Below are 21992 nucleotides of genomic sequence, written 5' to 3'. Positions count from 1 at the left end.
ACTTAGGTATAGTTGGGGAGGTAGCTCGCTAATCTGGGCTGAATTATTCAGGTAAACGGTCAGCATTAATGCCATGAATTCAGACAAAACCGACCTTGAGGCTCAAGCATAAATCTGAGTCTACAGCCGCCTGATTTAGAATGGCTAAACCCTCAGCTTGCTCAACCAGTTGGCCTTTGAATATCCCAACTTCAACGGTATCGATATTGCGGGTCTTTTGGGTTGTCATATCCACCCCGATAAATCATTTGACTCACTGAACGCGGTGTCCAAAAGTATTGGATCAATTCACATCACCAATGTCGCTTGAAAGCGAATGGCTGAGTTGAATGAGGCGGTCCAGCGTGGCGTCAATGTTCCGGTTTCTCGGTATTTTCGGTGGCTCCATATACGCGCAGGTCAATGCTGCAACTGCATCACCAAATGGGCCACACACTGGCACACTCATATCGGTGCTCCCCACAACCTGATGAGACGGTTCAATCCGATAGCCCGCTTGCCGCACGCTGTTTAACTCAGGTTCAACTGCACGCAAACGTCGCTGGGCATCAGTCACCCCCCATTGGCCAAGTATTTCATCCACCCGCGACGGATGCTGGCAGGCTAATAATGTCAGCCCTGAGCCCGTCTCAAATAAATCCATCGTTGCCCCGACTCTGGCCCGAAACTCCCAATGAGAAACAGCGCTGGCTTGCGCGATGATCACACCAAATCCATGCTGGGGAATCACAAGGTGACAAGGTTGCCGCATATCGCGGGAAAACTCATCCATCAAAGGTTGAGCCATTGCCGTCAAACGGCGGATCGGGGAATAGCTTGTCGACAATAAAAATAGTTTTATCGACAGGCATAGCGATCGCCGCCTTCTATCCGGTTCACGTAACCACGCGCCACCAGCCGCTCCAGCATGCGATAGATCTGCGATGCGCTGACTCCAAGCTCAGACACAAGCTCAGTACGCGTTAAACCACCCGACTGTTTTGCCAGCACTTCCAGAATATCCAGTCCACGATCAAGTGCCGGAGCACGGTAACGCGTTTCTTTCAGATCAACATCCTTTGTCATCTTATCTCCTTCTCAATCTCCTTCAACCCGAAAATCGTTCAACTTTCACTCAACAGTCACATTTCATTAATATCCATGAAATTTATGGTTCAGCACCCTGTCGGTACATATTAAATATGGAATGATATTTTAAATATGAATATACCATTCTGCTGTGTCAATGCGTTCAGAAGGAAGTGACATGCGACTCCAGGGTAAAAAAATCCTCATTACAGCGGCGGGACAAGGCATGGGCCGCGCAAGTGCCATTTCATGCGCAGCACAGGGTGCTCAGGTGATCGCAACGGATCTGGATGCAGATTCATTACAGGGGTTAAGCCAGTTTGGAATTACCACAACAACGCTGGATGTGACCGATAAACATGCCATTGAAGCCATTGCTGCCTTCACTGGCCCGCTGGATGGACTCTTTAATTGTGCGGGAATCGTGCATCACGGCACGCTGCTCGGTCTTTCTGATCAAGACTGGACAACCAGCATTGATGTCAACATCACCTCCATGGTCCGAATGACCCGCGCCGTGCTGCCCGGTATGCTGGAGCGCGCAAAAGTCACAGGATCCACCTCCATTTTAAATATGTCTTCCATGGCTTCATCCATCAAAGGCTTCCCTAATCGTGCCGCATATGGTGCGACCAAAGCTGCCGTCATCGGATTAACCAAAGCGATTGCCGCAGATTTTGTTCAACATGGCGTGCGTTGTAATGCCCTGTGTCCCGGAACCGTAGACACCCCCTCTTTGCGCGGACGTATTGCCACCGCCGATGATCCAGAACAAGCAGAAAAAGACTTCATTGCACGCCAGCCGATGGGACGTCTGGCCACCGTGGAAGACGTCACCCCTCTGGTCACCTACCTGCTCTCGGATGAAAGCCGCTTTGTCACAGGACAAGCTCTTTCCGTAGATGGTGGCGTCACAATCTAACGGAGACAGTGAAAGGTGGTTATCGATGCACATTGTCATTTCTGGCGTCTTGAACGCGGTGACTATCACTGGTTAACCCAAGGAACTGAGGCACTGACACCCATCCCTCAGAACTTTTTACCCGAAGATTATCCAAATAATGAAAAAGTGATTGCGGTGCAGACTGCAGCAAGTGTCGAAGAAACGCGCTTCCTGCTTGATCTCGCAGCCCGTGATTTATCCAGTGAAAACGCTGCACTAACTTTACGTGAGCTGGCGAGTCATACTTTGCTGCGCGGTATCCGACCGATGTTGCAGAATATCAAAGATTCATTATTACCATTTAGTCCATCTCATACAGGATGATCTTCGGGCATCCACAGGCGCGATCGTCAATATCAGCTCGAAAACCGCACTCACCGGACAGGGAATTACATCGGCTTAGGTTGCGGCCAAAGCCGGTCAACAACCCTCTTCTCTGGAACGGTTTGATTTTTACAACCGAACAAAGAAAGCTTTTGCGATCATCCAGTGCACTGAATTCAGGCCTTATGGGAACTTTATTCTGCGCAAAGGCGTGATCAATGAATAAAGCATATTTTGCAGGTTTCAGTGGCGATGACGCATCGCGATTCAATGATCAAAGCCACTGAGTGCTGAGCACGGGAGGTTCGCCATATTCAGGAAGGCCGGCTAAAGTTCTGCCGGATACGTTCAGCTTCTTCCCGAAACGCGCAGTCTTCTGCGTGATCATTGACCAGTCCCATCGCCTGCATAAATGCGTAGACCGTGGTTGGTCCTACGAATTTCCAGCCCCGTTTCTTGAGTTCTTTTGAAATCGCTTTGGATTCTTCCGACACAGATAAGGTCTGCGGGGTCACCCCGGAGGTATCCGGTTCGTATCGCCAGAAAAATGCTGCCAGCGAGCCTTCTTTTTGCACCATCTCGATGGCGCACCGGGCATTATTGATGGTGGCTTCAATTTTTCCCCGATGCCGGACAATGCCTTCATCCTGAAGTAACCTTTCCACATCTTTTTCTGTAAATTTGGCGACCTGATAGAAATCAAACTGCTGAAAAGCTTGTCTGAAATTCTCCCGTTTGGCCAGAATGGTTCGCCAGCTCAGGCCTGACTGAAACCCTTCCAGACAAATTTTTTCAAACAGCCGCTGGTCGTCACCCACCGGATAACCCCATTCATGATCGTGATAGTCGATATAGGCTTCGGTTGCACTGCACCATCCGCAACGCAGCTTGCCATCGGTCCCTTCCATTAACGGACTCATGCAGAGACCTCCATCAGCAAGTTACAAACAGAATTCTGTTTCTTATGCGCCCAATCCGAACGCATCGTACTTGCCTGATCCCGGCTCACCGAATCTGATGTTTTGCAGGGTTCGATGGCCACACTTTTCAATTGATTCGACACGCAAATTCCTTTTTCTTCTGTTGATCGGGTGCACCTTGGAACCCATATCTTCGCACGCCGCTTCGATACATGCGACCCACCCGATTGGATCGGTCCTGTGATCAAAATCAGGCACAGTTAACACGGCTGTGCCTGAGCGATCGAACAACGGACCCGTTTACTTCACTTTCACAATGTCGTCTGGTTTCCAGGTTTGATCATAAAAAGCATCCATGGCGCCATAAAGCCGTAACGCAACCAGATAATCACGCCCCGGAGCCGTTTGAATAAAGGCGGCATCAACCACATCCTTTGGCTTTTTCGGGCCGAACCAGATATCAATCGAGCCATCCTCATTTTTTGGAAGGCACCAAGTTGAATGGCTGCCTGTGCGGTTTCTTCAGTAACTTCATCACAACTCCTTATTTTTAAGAGCCCAAGCGAAACAACTCAGATACGCGTCAGGATAAGTAAACCTATGAAAGCATAGAACACTTTCCGTCGATGTCATGAAGAACAGGAGCGACCGTTCAAGTCTGGCAACCGATTGGGGTCAACACCTCAGCAGACAACCCAGCGTATCAATGCAATCAATCCGCCATATAAACCGATCATGATCACATTGTTGCATATATGTATGCTGCAGAGATTCCATTTCTCTGCTGAATGGGCAAGTATCCATCACGTCATGCAGTCATATAAACCATAAATTTCACATCGATATAAACTGTATGACTACTAATGAAGCAAAAATTCAAACTTTTACTCTGAATCCATTGAAATTAAAAGAAGGATTGTCATGACGACGCTCATTTTATCCAGTAAGAAATTTATCCTGTCCATCAAACCCTCTATCCGAGCGATGTATTTCCATGAAAACACCTTGCTCATCACAGAGCAGCTCACGGCTGAAGACAGAGATCTTCTGGTGCCTCAGTTCGGTCACATTCTCGAACTGGATGACTATTTCTCACACGCCGCGACAGCACTGCTGCAGTTTGTCGCCACCATCAAAACACAACCAGCCATTGAAAAAGTGCTCGCTTTTTCGGAAGGCGACATTCTCCGGGCGGCACATATCCGTGAAATCCTCCACCTTCCCGGACAGCATTACGAACAAGCCATTTTGTTCAGAGATAAAATCCTGATGAAACAACACGCGGCACGTTACGGTGTCACAGTTGCGATGCCGCAGGACGCAAAATTGGTGAAGCACTGGCCATCTTTACCCTATCCCATCGTCATCAAGCCAGCAGCCGGGCGGGGATCGCAGCAAACACTACGCATCGAATCGTTCGAACAGTGGTCTGAAATCAGAACTGAAATTGACCCGACGGATATGATCATCGAACCCTTCATCGAAGGCGAGGTGTTCCATATTGATGGCCTTGTCGTCAACGGAAACGTCTTGATTTCCAGCCCTGCCCGCTATGTCGGGAACTGTATGGATTTTGTCGGTGGTCAAAGTCTCGGCTCGTATACGCTGTCTGAATCAAACCCTCTTTATCGACCTTTAACTGCATTCAGCCGCTATTTACTCGAGCAGGTATTCCCGACCCCGCAGCATTCCCTGTTCCATATCGAATGCTTCGTTGGCAACGATCAGCAAATCACCCTGTGTGAAATCGCCTGCCGCCTTGGGGGCAACGATCTGCTCACGGAAGTGGAACTGGCTTATGGCGTGAACGTTGTTGAGGCTTATTTACACGCTGAGTTCACCTCGGAAGCCCTCTGTGAACCGAGCCGCTTTCCTTTGCAGATTGGGGGGCGCTTTCAGCTACCACCCCAGTCTGGCCATTTAACCTGTGCAGGAGTACCGACTTTTCAGCACCCGGGAATCGTCAAATTTCAATCCAGAGCAATATCCGGGCATCACTACCAGGCCATGACCATGTCGAATGATGCACTGCTGCATGTGGTTGCCAAAGCAAACAGCGAAGCCGAGATGGAAGCCTTGTTTCGGGATATCGCGCACTGGGCAGCCAGTGAATTCACCTGGTCAACCCGGACAGTGGAGGTCGCGACGTGCACGCAGAACTAATCGCGGTTGCCAAAAACCCGCAGTATCGCCATTTCTGGCTGGCGAATATCATAAGCAATGGCGCTATCTGGATTCAGAATACGACCTCTTCTATTGCATTAACGCATCTGTCGACCTCTGCCGTGATGAATTCACTGGTCCAGGTGGCTGCCACGCTGCCATTTCTGGTGTTTGGGATTCTGGCTGGCCAGGTTGGCGACAGATACAGCAAACCACTGGTCCTGACCATGGCTCAACTCAGCCTAGGTCTGGTTTCACTGACGCTTGCAGCCGCCACTGGGTGGGGGCTGTTATCCCCGGCATTACTGATTGCGGTGACGGCTGCTTTTTCTGTGGCCACTGTCTTTCGGATGCCGGTGGCACAAGCCGGGATCGCATTAACCGTGCCTCGGGAACAGGTGAAACATGCTGCCGTGCTGAATAACCTCGGGTTTAATATTGCCCGCGCTACGGGGCCAGCCGTCGCCGGCACACTCCTGCTTGTTCTGGCCTATGCGCAGGTTTATCTGCTGACGGCAGCCCTGTTACTGGCTGTCTCTGTCTATTTTTTCTGGGGGTTTTACAACGAGCGGTCTGCGACAGCCAGTCCGCCAGCGTTTATTTCCATGCGCGATGCATGGCAGCACATTGCCGCCTCACCTCTGTTTCGCCGCTGTACCTTTGATGCCTGTATTTTGTTTTTCGCAGGCAGTGTGATCTGGTCCATGATGCCTTTCATCGCAAAATACCATCTGAATCAGAGCACGGCAGGCCAAGGGACACTCATGGGTGCAACGGGGCTGGGCGCGCTGTTAACCGTGATCGTCCTGCCTGTGGTCCTGAAGTTACGTCACAGCCAGCATGGTTATTGGTTATGTTATGGCCTGATGGCTTCAGCCATTGCAACCATTTGGCTCAGCAGTCATCTGACCGTCATTTTCGCCGCGCTCATGGTTTTCGGTCTGAGCTGGAGCATGGCCGTGACCTTGCTCAATGGCGAAATTCAGTCCGCCTTTTCACGAGAAATTCTTTCTCGGGTGATCGCCATCTATCTGATTGTGATGTATCTAGCTCAGGCGACCGGCGCTTTCTGGGCAGGCCTGATCAGTCAGTTCCTTGAAACAGACTCGGCGCTCATCAGCTCTGTCACCGTCCTTGGACTGGGACTGGGCATTCGAAGCTTGATCTTTCCTTCCACAGACACAAGTGAGGCTTAGCACGATGGCACGTATTACATTCACGTTGATTGGTGGCGGCGCATCTTCACTGGCTTTCATCGATGCATTTACCCGGCATTGGCAACCCCGGAAAAATCAGGATGTTATTCTGCTGGTCATGGAGAAAAAGAGTGTCTGGGGCGTCGGCAATGCCTATGCAGACGACAGCCATTCGAATCTGCTCAATACGCAGGCTGGTCTGATCTCAGGTTTACCGGGTCAGCCGGGGGATTTTATGCAGTGGCTGAATGCGTATCCGTTCAAATGGCAGCCGGACTTCCCTGATCTGAGCATCAGCGCATCCACTTACGCCCCCCGTCCGTTATTCGGGCGTTACATGCAGGATCGCTATCACCGGGTGATCCGGCAGGCCGCAGAAAAGAATATATTCATCGTCACGGTCGCTGCCTCAGCTGCCGCCATTCATCCGGATACCGGCACCGACGGATATACAATCTCAACCGAATGCGGACACCAGTATTTTGCTGATGCCGTCATTCTGGCCTGCGGGACGCACACGAAAATCATGGAGAACGCACAACCAGCAAATAAAGTCTTTTCAAGCCCTTATCCTGTGCGGTCTGTCGTACGTGCAATTAATCCACAAGATAATGTCACCATTGTTGGCGCACGTCTCAGCGCCATCGACATGGCAATCGGCCTCCTTGAAAGTGGCCACCAGGGGAAAATCCGATTCCGCTCCAGAGGCGGATTCTTCCCGAGTGTCCGGGGCACACAAGGCGCATACCGCAACCAATTTTTATCCAAGCGCTACATAGAACAACATTATGAAACACTGACGCTGGCTGATTTAGCCTTGCTGTTCCACCAAGAGCTGAGACACTATCGGGCGAACTTTGAAGATACGCCAGAGTCTGTCCGGTTCCCGACGCCACCCGTCCATGACTTTGGGCGCTTCCTGCAGGATGAAATTCAACGGGCCAGCGGGCCGCGGGGCTGGCAGGCAATTCTGTACAGTGCAAACGCGGCACTGGATGTCATCTGGCGGAAACTGACCGACGCCGAAAAAGAGCGGGCATTGGACACGCACTGGTCCAACGCGATGGCGTTGCGGGTTTCGATTCCGAAGGTCAATGCGGAAAAACTGCTGGCAGCCGTTCAATCCGGCCAGCTCAGTTATCAGATGGGTTCAGATGCGGAGACACCCGATGATGTGATTGTGTATGCCACCGGCAACGCCCGTCATCTGAATCAGGCGGACTCCCCATTACTGAATCAGATGTTTGCGTCTGGACTTGCACGCTGTCATCCGCATGGTGGCTTACAAATCCTCAACGAAACTTATCAGGTGCTGGACAGCCGGGGATTCGCCCACGCAAGCATGTTTGCTTTAGGCGAAATTACCAACGGTAACTTCCTGTTTACCAGCGCTTTGGACTTGATTGTTGAGCATGCTTCCCGGTGTGCGACTTCCGTGATTGCGGCCTTCACGCAGCCGGGGCCACCCACGGAAGACTCGAACCGGACACAGGAAATTGGCAGTGAAATAAAATAAATCAATCTCTTACAAGCAACAGGCGGCCTGTAGAAGGCCGCCCTGTGTTCAGCCTTCAAAAAGGCGTATTCAGATCAGCCAGCCCTCAAGGTTACAATTTACATCATACAAAGTTACTGTAAATGGTCAGATACAATTTGCCTTGACATGACTATTTACACTAAAATAAATCCATGTAAATTGTAATCACGGAGCGGAGCATGGCAGTAGTGACATCAGAATCTCATTCCCAGAAACTAAAGGCGCTTACAGAAATCAGCAAACTGGAACTGATTGAGGTGATGGCCCAGCGAATGCAAAACGCACTGGACAGAGTGATCACCGCAATGAAAACAGGTGCCGTAGACATCGAAATTAACACACTCAGCCACTCTGATCGTCTGTTCATGCTGGAAGTGCTTGAATATGAATCGATAGCTTCTGTGTTGGGTCAACTCACCAAAGAAGAAAAAGTGTTACTTCGCCGACTGAAAAGCAAAAGAATGTTTGCACAGCAGGTGAAAAATGATGGTGGCGTACTCACGGCAAAGCAGGCTCAAGAATTACTCTCTGTCACCCGGCAAACAATGAAATCCTGGCGTGAAGAAGGCAGACTATTGGCGCTGAGTATGGACAATAAATTTGTCTATCCAACTTTTCAGTTTACGGCCACTGATCAAAATTCAGACCGTGGCATTGTCAAAGGTGTCGGCCAGTTACTGAAAATACTGAAAGAGAAACAGCTCAGTGATCGAATGGAATACTCTTTCTTTCTGTCCGTAAGAAATGAACCCATTCAAGGGATCTGCGACGGTCAACAACCCTACACGATTGCTCAACTCCTGAAAGTTGGTGTTCCGAATGAAGCCCTCACAGAGCTTGAAAGACTGGCAAAGTTATATGGCACTGCGGATCAGGCATAAAATTGGGGAGAGGTCTTTTCTCCCCCGTTGGTTTAGGTGGCCTCCACTGAGATATTCAACTGTTCTATCAGAACATCAATCGCATCAATCCCATCGATAACCAGTTCACTCAATACCGTCTGTTTTACGGTTTCTGCAAGGCCTATTCCTGCGACTGTATATTTCTGAGTATCGGCCCAGAGCGCCCAACAGTTTTTTCCTGTGACATTACTCAAAAACTCAATCCCATCGAAGCCAGCGCGATAGGCCCACTTTGCCAGCATTTGTGTGACGTGACGATTGGGTGAGGTTAACTCATGGAGTTTCACGTTTGAACGTGCCAGTAAAATCGTTGTATCAAGCACACTCAACGTTTGTTTAAGCTGAATTTCACCCATAAAATACTGCCTGAGATCGACTTCAGTTAATGCAAATACATTCTGGAAGACTTCCTTCATTGCAGTCATTTCATGCAAAGAAACATACATCGTACCAACTTTTTCCTGGCAGAGCCCAAATCGAGTCTCTTTCCCATTCCTATTAAAGTAGACGTGATTTCCGCCATGTGAACCATACTGTAGACGGAAAAACTTTTGGTCCGGTGTTAGAACTTTCGAATGATGACTTCGAAGATTCTGCCAGTCTAATGTTTGAAACTTCTGAATCGATTTTTTGTCTTTTTCAGTGAACTGACATGCCATATCAATACCATTTTTACATCCTTATCATTTGAATCACGGAACACAGAAAAAGTCTGCCATATCACCTCAAATGATTGATATTCGAAACCAATGCTTCATCATTTAAAGTCACCCGTTCAAAAACACAACGCCTGATATCTATTCATGGATAATTTCCGCCCCGCGACATATTTTCCTGCAACGGGAACGGCTCACATGCATTTTTACATGATCCTTTTCTCAAGCAACATCGCCACCAAATCCGATCGCTGCACCGCTGTTACCTGCTTCCCGCGCCGAAGTGCGACTTGTGCATTTTTGATTTCCTTTTCTCTGATAATCAGGATGTTAGGAATTTTCAATTTGTGGAATCGTTTAATTATTCGGGCAACACTACTGTTGCTCTGGTCCGAGATAACGTGCAACCCAGCGGACTGAATCATTGCCAAATGCTGCGTGGAGATTTTGACGGACAACTGCGGATAACCATACTGGCGATAGACAAGCTGAGCCCGACTCAGAAAATGTCTCACCTCATCCCGAGCCTGAGACCAGGCACAAAATACATGGGCATCATCCTGAGTGAACTGACGTAAACGCAGGCAACCATTCAATGATCCGGAGGATTCGTTGCGGTGCACCAGCCCGAACTCAAACAATTTCACAGGCATATCCCGGTAACTGTGCACACCGCGTTTAAATAGTAAAATGTGTGCGGGACATGACATGGATTTGAGCGCATAATCCTGATCGTTTTCCTGATCGCCGCCAAAGAATATGCTTTCACTGAACATTGATAAATGGCCAGATGTTTACCAGAGATCTTTTTTCAGAAACTGCGGTGTACGAACCTCCTGAAGCCCATGCAACTGATAAAGTTGGCGGATGTGTTCCTGAATACTCTGAAATAACCGCCAGCCATTCGGATGCCAAAAGATCATCCCTGGACCATGGGGGTTCTGATTGAAATAAATCGAGTTGTTCTGTGATATCGCGATGATTTTTCATGCGTCTCTTTCCTGTATCAGCTTCATTGAAACTCTGAGCGAAACGCGGATGCAGGCATGAAAAAACCCTCTGACGAATCGCTCAGAGGGTTTAAAAAACTTGTATCGCACCTACCCCCCGAACAACCTGCTGGTTTCAGTGGTGGTGGTTTGTGAAACTGGCATGGCCAGTTGAGGCATTAATTTCATTTTCATCATGTGGAATTTTTTGTCAGAAGAAATTTCAGAATGCAATTAAAAATATTGTCGCTGCCTTTTCTTCAAAACCTTCGACTTATGCCCACTGAAAGTGACAGCCCTTTATTTCTCCGCCAGTGTTAAGCCTTCATATTCCGGCCAAAGAACATCCCCCCCTTTCAGATAATGATCAAAAAAAGTCACCATACTTTGTTTCTTGATGGCATGTATCTGATCAATGTCAATCTGAGAAGGATAACCCAGTACCCAGCGATTTTGATCCATGAAATCCTGATGCGTGGTTTTCTCTATTGTGAGCAGGAAAGTATCATGACCATTGTCTGCAAATGCATCCGATAACTCCTGCTCCGGTGTCTGGAGCAACAATAAAGGCTTATTCAGCGGCTGAAAACGAATGTCTCCGAGCAACAGTCCGTCCATATTTGCACTGGCAGCACAGGCTGCAATTTGAGCACAGCTGTTCATTGCTGCCGAACCACCCAGACTGTAACCCAGCGTCCCGATTCTGGTGTCATCCAACTGATAGTCAAAGATTTCCTGATGCCAGGACAACCACTGATAAACATAAATCACATCATGGGTAATCTGCGGTGCCACGACCTCGTTAAAATAAGCTGAACCTTTCTCGGTTCTCACATTCGACGTCCCTTCCGGCAAATAGACGTTCACGACACTGCCGTCCTGAAAACTGGCGGCACCGGCAATATAGGGATGATTGATTGAAACGACGACATAACCCCGGCTGGCCAGATCTTCCAAAAGCTCCGTATTATCCACTTCAAATAACAAAGCACCGTGGGAATAGAATAAGATTGGCCAGCCCTGGCCTGATTCCGCCTCGGCTATCGCGACATCCCCCTGCGACCAGGACTGAATGCCCTGTAAATCAAACTGATTCGGGTGGATTGGTGCGCCCTGAGGCCGATTCTTTTCCAGAAACGCGACCTGATGACCCCACGAATCAAAGTAACGCTGATAGGTGCCGGTTTTTTCCTTCGTGGGATAAAACACTTTGATCGGCAATCGGCGTGTTTCATGGGGCACCGGGCTCATGCCATCTGGCCCGGCATCCAGAATATCGATCGTTTTCACCCCGACCTGATACTGGCCTCCCGGTGCGGGATAAACATGTTCCGCCACGGGTTCTGTCACTGTTGTTTCTGCGGGGGAATCCTCTGAATCACACCCGGTCAACCCCACAAACACAGACAGCCATAAGGCTTGATAAATCGGTTTCAATTTCATGTGCTTCTCCTTTTTTCTGGAAGTCCAGCATGAAGAAGCCACCCTGAAAAAGCGTCCGGATAAGTGAATCAGACGTCCGAATTCACGAATTCGCACCTTTCAACCGGGTTTTATACTGTGATGGCGTACACGACTGATATTTTTTAAAAGCTGCATTGAAGGTTGATTTCGAGTTGAATCCTGCTTCGAATGCCAGAGCCAATACTGCCTTTGATGGCTGTTTTTCCATCCGCGCACAGACATACGCAATACGTCGACGATTCACTAAATCGTAGAAATTCATTCCCATGACCTGATTCAGCACCTGACTCAGCAGATAAGGTTTCACCCCAATTTCAGCGGCTAACGACGCCAGACTGAGTTCAGGTTTCAGAAAGTATTGCTGACTGTCCATGAGCTGGAGAATGTCCTGACTGAGTGCCGTCATCACTTCATCAGGTTGTAAAGGTACCGTTTCAACAACCGATTCCGCCCAGACTTCAAAATGAAGCAACTCTGGGCGAAGGAGTAACGCGCAAGTGATGACAAAAAGCAGCAAAGAGACTGCGAGATACGGCAACGGTACACCAGGATTCAGCGTGGCTTGCGGTAACACCATGATCAATGCCAGCAGCAGACTGCCGCACATGCCCCATAATACCGTGACGTTCGCATTTGAAAGATTCGCTTGATACGTGCTCTGCCGGATTTGATATCGCCAGACCAAACGCATTCCCGCCAAACAATAGCCCAGATAAAACACCACCAGACAGAAGGCAATCAATACATGCCTTGTCGTGAGCAAGGTATTTGCCGGTGACATGATTAAATCAATACAAATGAGGCTCATCGTAAACAGTGGGAGAAAATGGACGCCATCCCGCCAGGCCAACTTGATGTCGGTTAAACACTGCCGTATAAACAAATAAAACAAGACCGGATAAAGCAGCGGCCACATCATGTTCCATCGTGATGAGACCCAGTGCTCCTGCCACGCCATCACCAAACTCAGATCCAGAGCAAAACACAGATGAATCATTGCAAGCGACCAGAACAAGGGTTGCGTCTTGCTCTTTCCAACCAGAAACACACTCAGCATCAAGCTTTGTATCATACCTGCCAACAAGATTGCCGATATCATGGTTCGCTCCATCTACCCATTTCCTACTGGCAGCAGATTATGAACGAAAACTGTTTCAGAATCAGGTGTCTTTCAAGAATGATGAATTCGGTTCAGGTTCTGTCAGACATCTTAAGGCTTGGAACAACCTGCAGCCAGAGAGTCCGGGAACCAATTAATCATCTTTCGGTATTGCGCCGTTGCGATCCGGTCCGTTGCCAGACTCATTGCCATTTCCCTCAGCCGACACAGCATCGGGTGCCGGATATTGGCTAACTGCCCAATCATCCAGGATTGTTGATTAATCATCGCAGTGCGATTTCGGCGTGCATGGACATAAGATGAAAAGTCTGGAGATACCGGATTCTCCGCAATCGCTTCGGCCAGACTGTAAGCACTTTCAATAGCCATGGCTGCGCCTTGACCAAGATTTGGCGTTATTGGATGGATCGCATCCCCGAGCAGCACCACACCGTTGTCGTTATGCCATTGTTGCTTTGGTTTCCGGTCAAACAATGGCGTTTCGATCAACGCGTCTTCCTGTTGCGCATCCAGCAAGCTTTTCACTGGCCACCACCAATCCGAAAAGACTTTCCGCAACATCTCAATGGGTCGGTCTGATACCATCTGAGCTGGCAACTCAGACAAGGTCGCATACCAGTAAAATTGTGCCGCATTGACTCTGACAAAACCAAAACGCAATCCAATCCCCCAAAGTTCATAGAACTGATGAGAAAGCCCTTCTGCATCAGGCAAAGTCACTAATCCCCGAAAACAAAACTGTCGGGCATCCCTGAGCGGTTCCTGGCCAAAAATCTGTTCCCGGACCCGGCTTCGAATCCCATCGGCACCAACCAGCACGTCGTAGTGACATTTCAATCCATTTTCAAATTCACAAGACTTTTCCACCGGATGAAGGGATTCAAGTCCATGCCCTAAATGTAATTGTGATGGTTCAATTGCGTCCGCGAGAAGCTGATGTAAACAGCTGCGGGGAATGGCGACAGCACTCCCCTGACCCGCATGATTGACCTGAATTTGATTGAGCGTCTTTCCCTGCTTGGAATGAATAGAAAATCGATGTATTTCATGTCCGTTTTGCACAATCTGCTGAGAAAGACCCAACACATCCAAAATACGCATGGCATTCGACGGCAGGATAATCCCAGCGCCCACCGCACGAATTTCCTCCGATTTTTCAGCAATCGTGAATGGTAAATTTTTTTGAGATAAAAGATTTGCAAGGGTTAAACCGCCTATCCCAGCACCAATAATCAGCGTTTGTTGTGTCTGCAAGCGATCGGACATACGTGTTTACCTGATGAAAGACAAATAAAAATAGCCTGCCCCAAGAAGCAAACAAAGCGGTGAATAAACCCAGCTATCCCAGGTCGCAAACGCACTTCCCTTCACTTTTTTACTGAACCCGACCAACCGAAAATCGCCCAGCGATCTGAGGAAGAATATTCCCGAGACGATAAACCCGGCAGCGGAAAGATAATGGGTCACGAATCGCGGTAACTGAATCATTCCGACCAAAGATAATGACAAAATAGAAAATAAGAAAAGTCCGAATGCGACCACAAATGTAATGAATGCCCCTGGCGTAAAAGACCGTTCTCCGCCTTCGACCGGTATGGCATTGAATATCCCTTTCCGGCCCCCAAAGGCCCAGTAAACATGAATCAGAGAGACCAGCATTAAACATGCGGCCATAAAAATCGAGATAAACTCAGCCATTTAATTTTTACCCTAATCAATAAAAGTGAATACATCTGAGTGACTGTTTTCAGTACTCCGAAGGTTACTTGTATTCATCTTGCATCGCGAATTCTCAAGTGATGAACTTCAGCACATCTCCCAAAATTTAAAAACAAACTTGCTGCTGCTTTCGCCTTAAGATTTGTCCGCTTCTCAATCAATGCGTTTCATGTTCCGACAATTTCTGGCGTGATGTATTCCATCAGAGATTGAGTCTAATTCGTCGTCACAAGATGAGGGATCACCCATCGCTGGATGATCCCTGAACCACGTGATTTAGACTTCAACTGACCACCAGCGTGTCACAGGATTCAAGCTGGGATCACTTTTTCTCGGGGAGCAATCCCCACCGCAAGTTCACCCCGAACACACACGGTTTTGCCATGAAATGCTTTTACTTTAAACACATGTAACGCATCAGATGCCATGTCCAGCTGGACTGTCAATTGGAGCCTGACCCCAGGTAAAACTGGCTTCGGGTAACGCACATTCGTTTTCAGCAAGACATACAAGTCCGATCGGACATCCTTTTGCGCCTGTCCGAGCGCCATAAATGCCGCGCAAGTCTGCGCTAATGCTTCCACAACCAAAACCCCAGGCATCACCGGAAACTCAGGAAAGTGACCCGCAACCCAGAACTCATCCTCTCTCACCAATTTCACAGCGGTCAGAGATTCCCCAGGCTGATAGTCTTCAAGACCGTCAATCAGTAAAAAAGGATCCCGGTGCGGGATTAAAGTTTTCACATCGAGATCGGACACATCAATAGCCGCAGATTGTGCGCTTGTCACGGATAGCATTTCAGCGGCCCTCCATCAGCAACAGAGAAAACTGACCATGATCATCCAGTTCAAGAATCACAATCGCGCGTTGTTGCGCGTCATCAGCCGATGCCGCCTCTGTCAGTTTTTCTTCCGCCAGGGCAGCGAGGAGTAGTCCATTGGCACATTCCCCATCAAAATGTTCCTCTGAGAAAACAATCAGGTGCGGATGAAGTCCGGCATCCTGTAATTTCTGAAGCAGACGTTCCTGATTCAACAAACGCTGACCGGAAACCCAAATTTCATCGATGGGTTTACCGCCCAGATTTCTTCGAGCCAGTTCGGATACGGACTGTGCAATTGAGGCTTCATGGTTCACCGCCATTCGGATGATCGGCGGATAAAACACAACAGTGTCTTCAAGATGACCGCGTCTCAGCGCGGATGCCACCGCAATTTCCCTGCCGGGCACAGACAAGCGACTGTGATAAGGTGAAACCACTTCGACGGCCCCCACAATGGCCTTTTCAACCGAACCATTATCAAGATGCATCATGGCCGCATCCAATGCCTGAAACACACTGAGCCGCCCGGCAGACACCGTGCAGTTCGGACCTTTAATGCCAACAAAGCGTGCGAAATGACTGCCAACAGCATTCGCGAGCGTATTGGGCGCTTTCAAGGGACTCACATAATCCGGCCCATAATTTTTCGCACACAGATCAAATTCGAAATCATCTTCAAGATTGATGTTTTCACAGGCAATATAGACTCCGACCTGATGCGGCCGGGCATTCACAGACAAAGCAATGTCTTCGTGCTCAGTCAACTTCAGCGCAGTAGAGCTTAGCAGCCGTGTCGCCGCACTCAGATGACGGCTCTTCCCCAGTGATTTCTTTTCATCATAATTCCCGAACTGACCCGCGAACGCCTGCTCATTCAGCGCTTCACCGAGTTTCGCCGGACTCTCACTGCCGGGGCTTTTAAAAACAATGGCATCAAAACTGTAATTCATGACTGCACTCCTTCTTCCAGCTTGCTGAAGATCACCGACGAAACATTACCGCCGAATGCAAACGCATTGCTCAGGATATGATTGACCTGAGCCTGACGGCTTTCTCCCGGAATAACATCGAATGCCACAGGAAACGCTGGATCAATCTCAGATGTATTCATGGTGGGCGGCAGTGTCTGACGTTCCAGTGCCAGTGCACAAACAACCGCTTCAATGGCGCTGGCGGCGCCCATACAATGGCCGAGCATCGATTTTACAGAGCTCACTGGCGTCTGCTTCAATGCATCGCCGAAGACGCTGTGCATCGCAATCGCTTCTGAGATGTCATTCGCACTGGTGCCGGTGCCATGGGCACTCACATAATCAATGTCTTTGGGTTTCAGGGAAGCCATTGCCAATGCCTGCTGCATGGCCATTACGGCCCCTTCTCCCTCTGGATGCGGTGCCGTGGCATGATGGGCATCGCAGGTCAGCGCATAGCCTTTCACTTCTGCATAAATTTTTGCACCACGGGCAATCGCATGTTCATATTCTTCCAGAACCAGCATGGCGGCCCCTTCCCCGACGACCATTCCGTCCCGCGCTTTATCAAACGGGCGGCAAGTCTCAGCTGTTGAGGCATTTAAACGGTGGAAAATGGTGTAGCAGGTGCGGCTGAACGGATCGGCTCCGCCGGCAAGGATCATCTGATTCCGCCCACTTCGGATGCGGTCAAATGCCAATCCAACAGAATAGTTTCCCGCAGCACAGGCATTGGCCAACGTCATCGAACTTCCCTGAAAACCAAACCGCTGCATGATTTCAGCGCTCAGCAGTGACGGTGAAAAATAATCCAGTTCTTGGCCGCTTATCGTGCTGGCGGGGCTGTCTTCAGTCAGATGATATTGATCAATCGCCCGTTCAACGATGTCCTGATTTCCCATCGTCGTTCCAACAATCACACCATAATCATTGTCTGGTGCAAGCTGGCTGAACCCGGCATCGGCAAGCGCCATCCGGCTGGCAGCCACGGTATATGCCACAGCCTGACCAAATGGGCGTAATGACTGATCCTGACTTTCAGGTGTCGTATCCCAGCCGCTCACTTCTGCAGCCAGCGGACGCGGATACAGCGACGCATCCAGCTTAGTTAATGTATCAATACCAGACTCTCCGCGGGTCAGACGCTGCCAGAACTGTTCCTTATCGCAGCCCAGCGGTGAAACCACAGAAAGACCTGTAATAACGACGCGTTTCATAGTTATTTCCCTGTTTTTAAACACTCATGCCACCGTCAACGACCAGCGTATGACCCGTGATATAGTCTGCCCCTGACGACAATAGAAACAGCGCACAATTCGCAATTTCCTCAACCGTGCCCATTCGACGTGCCGGGACCAGATTTTTGATCCGTTTTCTCGCCGCTTCATCCATGTTCTGAACCATTTCGGTATCAATAAAGCCGGGCGCAATTGCGTTCACCTGAATATGAAAACGAGCCATTTCATGGCTGAGTGTCCGTGTCAGGCCAACCAGAGCTGCCTTCGTTGCACTATAATTGGCCTGGCCCGGACTGGCCTGAAGACCACTGACGGAGGACATCATGATCACCTTCCCTTCCCGGTGATGAATCATTTTTCTCAATGCCGCCTGCGTCAGATAAAAGGTGCCGCTCAGGTTTGTTGCAATCACATCCTCCCAGTTTTCAGAAGACATCGTCACTGCCGATTTATCTGCCGTGATGCCCGCATTGTTAATCACGCCAAACAAAGGGCCGAAACGCGTTTCAATGGTTTCAACCAGTCCTTCCACAACGTCTTTATCACGAATATCTGCCTGAAATGCATGCACCTGAAGATTCTGAGCCTGAAAAGACGCAGCCAGGTCCATGGCAGCGCCCGCACTATTGCTGTAGGTAAAAACCACAGTTGCCCCCGCATGCGCCAGCAACTGGACAATGGCCTTACCGATTCCCCGAGAACCACCCGTGACTAAAACCACCTTGCCCTGAATGGTGTTCAATTGGTTGTTCATAAGTGTTTACCTGTCTGTACTTTTTTAATCGCATGAAGCATCACTGCCATGCTGCGTGTATGAAGAAAAGGTGAGATATAGGAAGCGCAGTTGGACGCCCAGTCTGTGGTCAGCAAGGCCGCAAAATTTTCAGTATCCTCATGACTGCGCTGACGATGCTGAAATCGGGCTATTAAATCGTGAGCAGATTCTGATGCCGAATGAATCAGCGCCTGAATCCCTTCACCTTTAACCAAACCGCCGTGGCCGGGAATCAGTTCATCAACCGCTAACTGTGACAACCGGCTGAGACTGGCCAGATAGGCTTCAACATCATCAAACATCAGCGGACGCCAGGACATCGATGGCACATGCAGATCGCCCAGCGCATCTGCGCAAAAAAGACGTTTGTTCTTCCGATCGTAAAATGCGATCTGATCCTCGGCATGGCCCGGTGTTGCAATGACCTCAAATCTGCAGGTCTCACTCAAGGACACGACTTCCTGAGGCTGCACCGCTTTGATTCGCATTTCCCGGAAATCCATCAGAGGAACCGGGGTCTCACACAGTTCTTGGTTCAACCGGCAGATCACCCCTTGCGCACTGTCACTCTGCCAATGCTGCTGAGTGGCTTCACTGGCGACAACCACAACGTTCGGCAAAAACGGATACAACGCAGCCAGAGCGCCGCAATGATCAAAATGCGAATGCGTGATCAGCCACCAGTGCACCTTTTCCGGTTCAATCAGGCTTGTCAGTTGCTCCCAGACAGACTGACTGTGCCGGGCGATTCCCCCTTCAATCAGTGCCCACTGATCAGCTGAGACCTGAAACAGGTAAACAGGCACATCCGCACTGCCGAGCAGATACAGGTTGGGGGCGACTTCACCTGAATGTATACATTGCAACATCGGTCACCACACCGGCACTTGATACAATGCCGCCCCCCAGGTTGCGCCTGAGCCATAGGTCAGCATCAATATCAGATTGCCCGGTTTGAACTGAGACTTGCATACGGCGTAAGTCACGGGAAACGAGGCCGATGCCATGTTTCCCAATTGATCAACGGTCACCAGTAACTTCTCTGGCGGCAGGCTGAGATTTTCACGGACAGCATCCAGGATTCTCAGATTCGGCTGATGACACAGTACATAGTCAATCGCATTCAGGGTCAGGCCATGTTTGTTCAGCATCGCTGTTGCAATGGCGGTCAGCGTTGTGCTGGCATGGTCAAACATGGGTTTGCCCTGCATCACGAACTGAGTCTGACCGCTGTCGTACGCTTCCTGAGACAGAAAAGTTGCCCCACTGGAACCGGGACTATGCGTCATGAGCAAATCAAAAAAGTTACCGTCTGCCCCCAGTTCAAGATCCAGCATGCCCTGCCCGGCATGAGACTGACGAGTTATAACGGCCGCGCCAGCACCGTCTCCCAGTAAAATGGCCAGATTGCGGCCTTTGTCGCTGCAGTCCATGCGTTTCGACAGGGCTTCTCCGCAGATCAACAGCACATGCCTGTATTTGCCCGATTGCAGAAAATGACTGGCAATTTCATAGCCGTATAAAAAGCCGCTGCACTGCGCGCGAATATCAAACGCAGGGACGGATCGCAATTCGAGCTGCTTTTGAATCAAGCAAGCCTGGGACGGATCGTGATGGTCCGGTGAAAGTGTATTCACAATCAGACAATCAATATCAGACGGTTTTAAACCCGCATCCGCTATCGCCCGCTGGCCAGCCGGAATCATGAGTTCACTGACCCCCGCGTCACCATTCTGATGGAAACGGCTGATCACCCCGGTTCGTTCCAGAATGAAAGACTCAGAGGTATTCATCATCGACACAATATCTGAATTCAATACTCGCCGTTCAGGAAGTGCATAGCCCGTTCCCGAAATAAAAGTACTTGTCATATTGATCACTTAAAAATGTTGTCCATTTTGCTGGCGAGATAAATATTCCCTTTGACCAGCAGTTTCCGTGTCAAAATGGCCGTCATCCCTTTAATTTCGTTATTCACCAGACGCAGATAAGTTTCATCATCAGTTTCAAAAGTGACATTGGGTTTCTCGACCAGCCCTGAAATAATTTCATATTTCCCGTCATTGACGAATACACAGAAATCACGGCCTTTATCCCCTTTAATTTTCCACTGATAACGGGAAACAATGCCTTTACTTTGTTCAGGCTGAAAACGTGCTTCCATTGAAGTAATCACTTCATCAATGCTATTTAATTTCGCCATAATCTTTAACTATCCTTGTGGTTTAATGTGTCGAGCAGATGGCCAAAACCCTGCATTTCCCAAATGTCGTGATACATCGGGTTATAAATTCCGGAAGAAATAAAGTAATGCATCAGTGGCTTCATCAATTCATCATTTAATTGCTGCCGATGCGGGGATTCAAGCACCGTTTCAAGCAAAGATTCCTGATCATCAAAAGCTGGATCTGCCGGGTTTACGCGGTCAAAACAATCGACATTCGTCACACCCTGATCAATGAGTTGCCGCACATAAACAGGCGTGAGTTGTTGTGCGTGTTCTTTAAACTCATCATCGGTATCAATCAGGCTCTTGATCATTTGCTGGCCCCATTTGATATGGCGCATTTCTTCCCGCCAGTGAGCCTGCACAACCGCTTTTGCCATGGGATGTACATACTCTGCATCAGCATCAAGCCGCTGATATTCATCCGCAATCCATTCAATAATCATGGTGAGGTAGACTGCCATCAGCGGATATTTTCCGGTCCCCGCGTTATCGTCATAAAAGCTGCGAAGAAACTCAGGCATGGGATAAATTTCGATGCCGAAATAGTCCAGCGCCTTTCCGAAGACCAACGTGTGGACCAGCTCTTCTTTAATAAAGTGCTTCATGTAATCACGAATGACAGGCAAATCATCAAAGGCACCACCATTGAGCTCTTTCATGTAGTACTCAACCACAAGCGATTCCAGATGAATAAATGCAGACCACCACGACACCATTTCTTCCTGTGATAAACGGATGCGTTCTGCTTCAGTCATCTTGTCCCAGTAATCTGTTCCGTAAATCGAAATCCGTTCTTTCTTCCGCAATACCGGATGTTCTCCTACGGGTACATCCCAGGGATGATCGTTCAGCGTACTCATCGAACGTTTTTCAGAGGAGTTGATCAACCGTTCAGTGACGGTATTCAACCGATTAATTTTCTTTTCAAATTCAGCAGTATTTGTATCCATA

At 49.1% G+C, this 21992-nt stretch carries 26 protein-coding genes and 1 pseudogene; 7 read left to right on the top strand and 20 right to left on the bottom strand.

All coding sequences use genetic code 11. The features are described from left to right. Positions 1-79 precede the first annotated feature (79 nt). Genes KDD30_RS19095 through KDD30_RS19085 form a run of 3 tightly spaced genes read right to left on the bottom strand, consistent with a single transcriptional unit; the run spans position 80 to position 1065 of the window. Positions 80-235: a hypothetical protein gene (locus KDD30_RS19095; RefSeq protein ID WP_211651565.1), complete on the bottom strand. Its 156-nt coding sequence runs from the start codon at positions 233-235 to the stop codon at positions 80-82. A gap of 48 nt (positions 236-283) precedes the next feature. Continuing rightward, positions 284-787, bottom strand: a complete 504-nt coding sequence (locus KDD30_RS19090) for an IclR family transcriptional regulator C-terminal domain-containing protein (protein WP_211651564.1) — start codon at positions 785-787, stop codon at positions 284-286. 50 nt (positions 788-837) lie between these two features. After that, the gene (locus KDD30_RS19085; protein ID WP_211651563.1) at positions 838-1065 is read right to left on the bottom strand and encodes a helix-turn-helix domain-containing protein; all 228 of its coding nucleotides are present in this window, start codon (positions 1063-1065) and stop codon (positions 838-840) included. Positions 1066-1246: 181 nt separating this feature from the next. On the opposite strand from KDD30_RS19085, the gene KDD30_RS19080 reads away from it, so the two are divergent. The 3 genes from KDD30_RS19080 (at position 1247) to KDD30_RS24910 (ending at position 2561) form a co-directional block, all read left to right on the top strand. Next, positions 1247-1990, top strand: a complete 744-nt coding sequence (locus KDD30_RS19080) for an SDR family oxidoreductase (RefSeq protein WP_211651562.1) — start codon at positions 1247-1249, stop codon at positions 1988-1990. Between the two features lie 15 nt (positions 1991-2005). Then, entirely contained in the window at positions 2006-2335 is a 330-nt protein-coding gene (locus tag KDD30_RS19075) for an amidohydrolase (protein ID WP_211651561.1), read from the top strand. A gap of 112 nt (positions 2336-2447) precedes the next feature. Further along, entirely contained in the window at positions 2448-2561 is a 114-nt protein-coding gene (locus KDD30_RS24910; protein ID WP_211651888.1) for an RbsD/FucU domain-containing protein, read from the top strand. An 88-nt stretch (positions 2562-2649) separates the two neighbouring features. Here the strand turns inward: KDD30_RS24910 and KDD30_RS19065 are convergent, their stop codons facing one another. Together KDD30_RS19065 and KDD30_RS19060 are read right to left on the bottom strand one after the other, a co-directional pair. Further along, positions 2650-3255 carry a DNA-3-methyladenine glycosylase I gene (locus tag KDD30_RS19065; RefSeq protein WP_211651560.1) on the bottom strand — a complete coding sequence of 202 codons (606 nt, stop codon included), beginning with the start codon at positions 3253-3255 and terminating at the stop codon, positions 2650-2652. 300 nt (positions 3256-3555) lie between these two features. After that, a pseudogene (locus KDD30_RS19060) lies at positions 3556-3750 on the bottom strand (DUF1214 domain-containing protein); the annotation flags it as partial. A gap of 426 nt (positions 3751-4176) precedes the next feature. Here KDD30_RS19060 and KDD30_RS19055 point away from each other — a divergent pair. From KDD30_RS19055 to KDD30_RS19040, 4 genes are all read left to right on the top strand, one after another. Next, positions 4177-5418: an acetyl-CoA carboxylase biotin carboxylase subunit family protein gene (locus KDD30_RS19055; protein WP_211651559.1), complete on the top strand. Its 1242-nt coding sequence runs from the start codon at positions 4177-4179 to the stop codon at positions 5416-5418. Then, positions 5403-6614, top strand: coding sequence for an MFS transporter (locus tag KDD30_RS19050; protein ID WP_211651558.1), 1212 nt, complete (start codon positions 5403-5405; stop codon positions 6612-6614). Before KDD30_RS19055 ends, KDD30_RS19050 begins: the two co-directional genes overlap by 16 nt. 4 nt (positions 6615-6618) lie before the next feature. Then, positions 6619-8130, top strand: a complete 1512-nt coding sequence (locus KDD30_RS19045) for an FAD/NAD(P)-binding protein (protein WP_211651557.1) — start codon at positions 6619-6621, stop codon at positions 8128-8130. 200 nt (positions 8131-8330) lie between these two features. Continuing rightward, positions 8331-9032, top strand: a complete 702-nt coding sequence (locus KDD30_RS19040) for a hypothetical protein (protein WP_211651556.1) — start codon at positions 8331-8333, stop codon at positions 9030-9032. Positions 9033-9064: 32 nt separating this feature from the next. Here the strand turns inward: KDD30_RS19040 and KDD30_RS19035 are convergent, their stop codons facing one another. The 15 genes from KDD30_RS19035 to KDD30_RS18970 all read right to left on the bottom strand — a co-directional run bounded on the left by KDD30_RS19035 (position 9065) and on the right by KDD30_RS18970 (position 21991). Next, on the bottom strand, positions 9065-9712 hold the full coding sequence (locus KDD30_RS19035; RefSeq protein ID WP_211651555.1) for an RES family NAD+ phosphorylase: 648 nt from the start codon (positions 9710-9712) through the stop codon (positions 9065-9067). A 203-nt stretch (positions 9713-9915) separates the two neighbouring features. Further along, positions 9916-10485 carry an aminoacyl--tRNA ligase-related protein gene (locus tag KDD30_RS19030; RefSeq protein WP_249199421.1) on the bottom strand — a complete coding sequence of 190 codons (570 nt, stop codon included), beginning with the start codon at positions 10483-10485 and terminating at the stop codon, positions 9916-9918. After that, positions 10475-10699 (bottom strand): hypothetical protein, encoded by a 225-nt coding sequence (locus KDD30_RS24615; RefSeq protein WP_249199419.1) that lies wholly within the window; start codon positions 10697-10699, stop codon positions 10475-10477. Before KDD30_RS24615 ends, KDD30_RS19030 begins: the two co-directional genes overlap by 11 nt. A gap of 299 nt (positions 10700-10998) precedes the next feature. Continuing rightward, positions 10999-12141 (bottom strand): hypothetical protein, encoded by a 1143-nt coding sequence (locus KDD30_RS19025; RefSeq protein ID WP_211651554.1) that lies wholly within the window; start codon positions 12139-12141, stop codon positions 10999-11001. 82 nt (positions 12142-12223) lie between these two features. Next, entirely contained in the window at positions 12224-13261 is a 1038-nt protein-coding gene (locus KDD30_RS19020) for an AraC family transcriptional regulator (protein WP_211651553.1), read from the bottom strand. Between the two features lie 111 nt (positions 13262-13372). Continuing rightward, entirely contained in the window at positions 13373-14548 is a 1176-nt protein-coding gene (locus KDD30_RS19015; protein WP_211651552.1) for an FAD-dependent monooxygenase, read from the bottom strand. Between the two features lie 6 nt (positions 14549-14554). Continuing rightward, positions 14555-14980, bottom strand: coding sequence for a DUF3995 domain-containing protein (locus KDD30_RS19010; protein ID WP_211651551.1), 426 nt, complete (start codon positions 14978-14980; stop codon positions 14555-14557). Positions 14981-15312: 332 nt separating this feature from the next. After that, complete coding sequence (locus KDD30_RS19005) at positions 15313-15801, bottom strand: 3-hydroxyacyl-ACP dehydratase FabZ family protein (RefSeq protein ID WP_211651550.1); 489 nt, start codon at positions 15799-15801, stop codon at positions 15313-15315. A 1-nt stretch (position 15802) separates the two neighbouring features. Continuing rightward, the gene (locus KDD30_RS19000; protein ID WP_211651549.1) at positions 15803-16777 is read right to left on the bottom strand and encodes a beta-ketoacyl synthase N-terminal-like domain-containing protein; all 975 of its coding nucleotides are present in this window, start codon (positions 16775-16777) and stop codon (positions 15803-15805) included. Continuing rightward, positions 16774-18015 carry a beta-ketoacyl synthase gene (locus KDD30_RS18995; protein ID WP_211651548.1) on the bottom strand — a complete coding sequence of 414 codons (1242 nt, stop codon included), beginning with the start codon at positions 18013-18015 and terminating at the stop codon, positions 16774-16776. The genes KDD30_RS19000 and KDD30_RS18995 overlap by 4 nt, the downstream gene beginning before the upstream one ends. Positions 18016-18031: 16 nt before the next feature. After that, the gene (locus KDD30_RS18990) at positions 18032-18790 is read right to left on the bottom strand and encodes an SDR family NAD(P)-dependent oxidoreductase (protein ID WP_211651547.1); all 759 of its coding nucleotides are present in this window, start codon (positions 18788-18790) and stop codon (positions 18032-18034) included. Next, positions 18787-19680, bottom strand: coding sequence for an MBL fold metallo-hydrolase (locus tag KDD30_RS18985; protein WP_211651546.1), 894 nt, complete (start codon positions 19678-19680; stop codon positions 18787-18789). The genes KDD30_RS18990 and KDD30_RS18985 overlap by 4 nt, the downstream gene beginning before the upstream one ends. Positions 19681-19683: 3 nt before the next feature. Then, positions 19684-20682, bottom strand: coding sequence for a beta-ketoacyl-ACP synthase 3 (locus KDD30_RS18980; protein WP_211651545.1), 999 nt, complete (start codon positions 20680-20682; stop codon positions 19684-19686). 5 nt (positions 20683-20687) lie between these two features. Continuing rightward, positions 20688-21014 carry an SCP2 sterol-binding domain-containing protein gene (locus KDD30_RS18975; protein ID WP_211651544.1) on the bottom strand — a complete coding sequence of 109 codons (327 nt, stop codon included), beginning with the start codon at positions 21012-21014 and terminating at the stop codon, positions 20688-20690. A gap of 5 nt (positions 21015-21019) precedes the next feature. Next, positions 21020-21991, bottom strand: a complete 972-nt coding sequence (locus KDD30_RS18970) for a diiron oxygenase (RefSeq protein WP_211651543.1) — start codon at positions 21989-21991, stop codon at positions 21020-21022. Position 21992 lies beyond the last annotated feature (1 nt).

This window comes from Photobacterium sp. GJ3, assembly GCF_018199995.1.
In the GTDB taxonomy this organism is placed as follows: domain Bacteria; phylum Pseudomonadota; class Gammaproteobacteria; order Enterobacterales; family Vibrionaceae; genus Photobacterium.
This window is presented reverse-complemented; position numbering and strand designations above follow the sequence as displayed.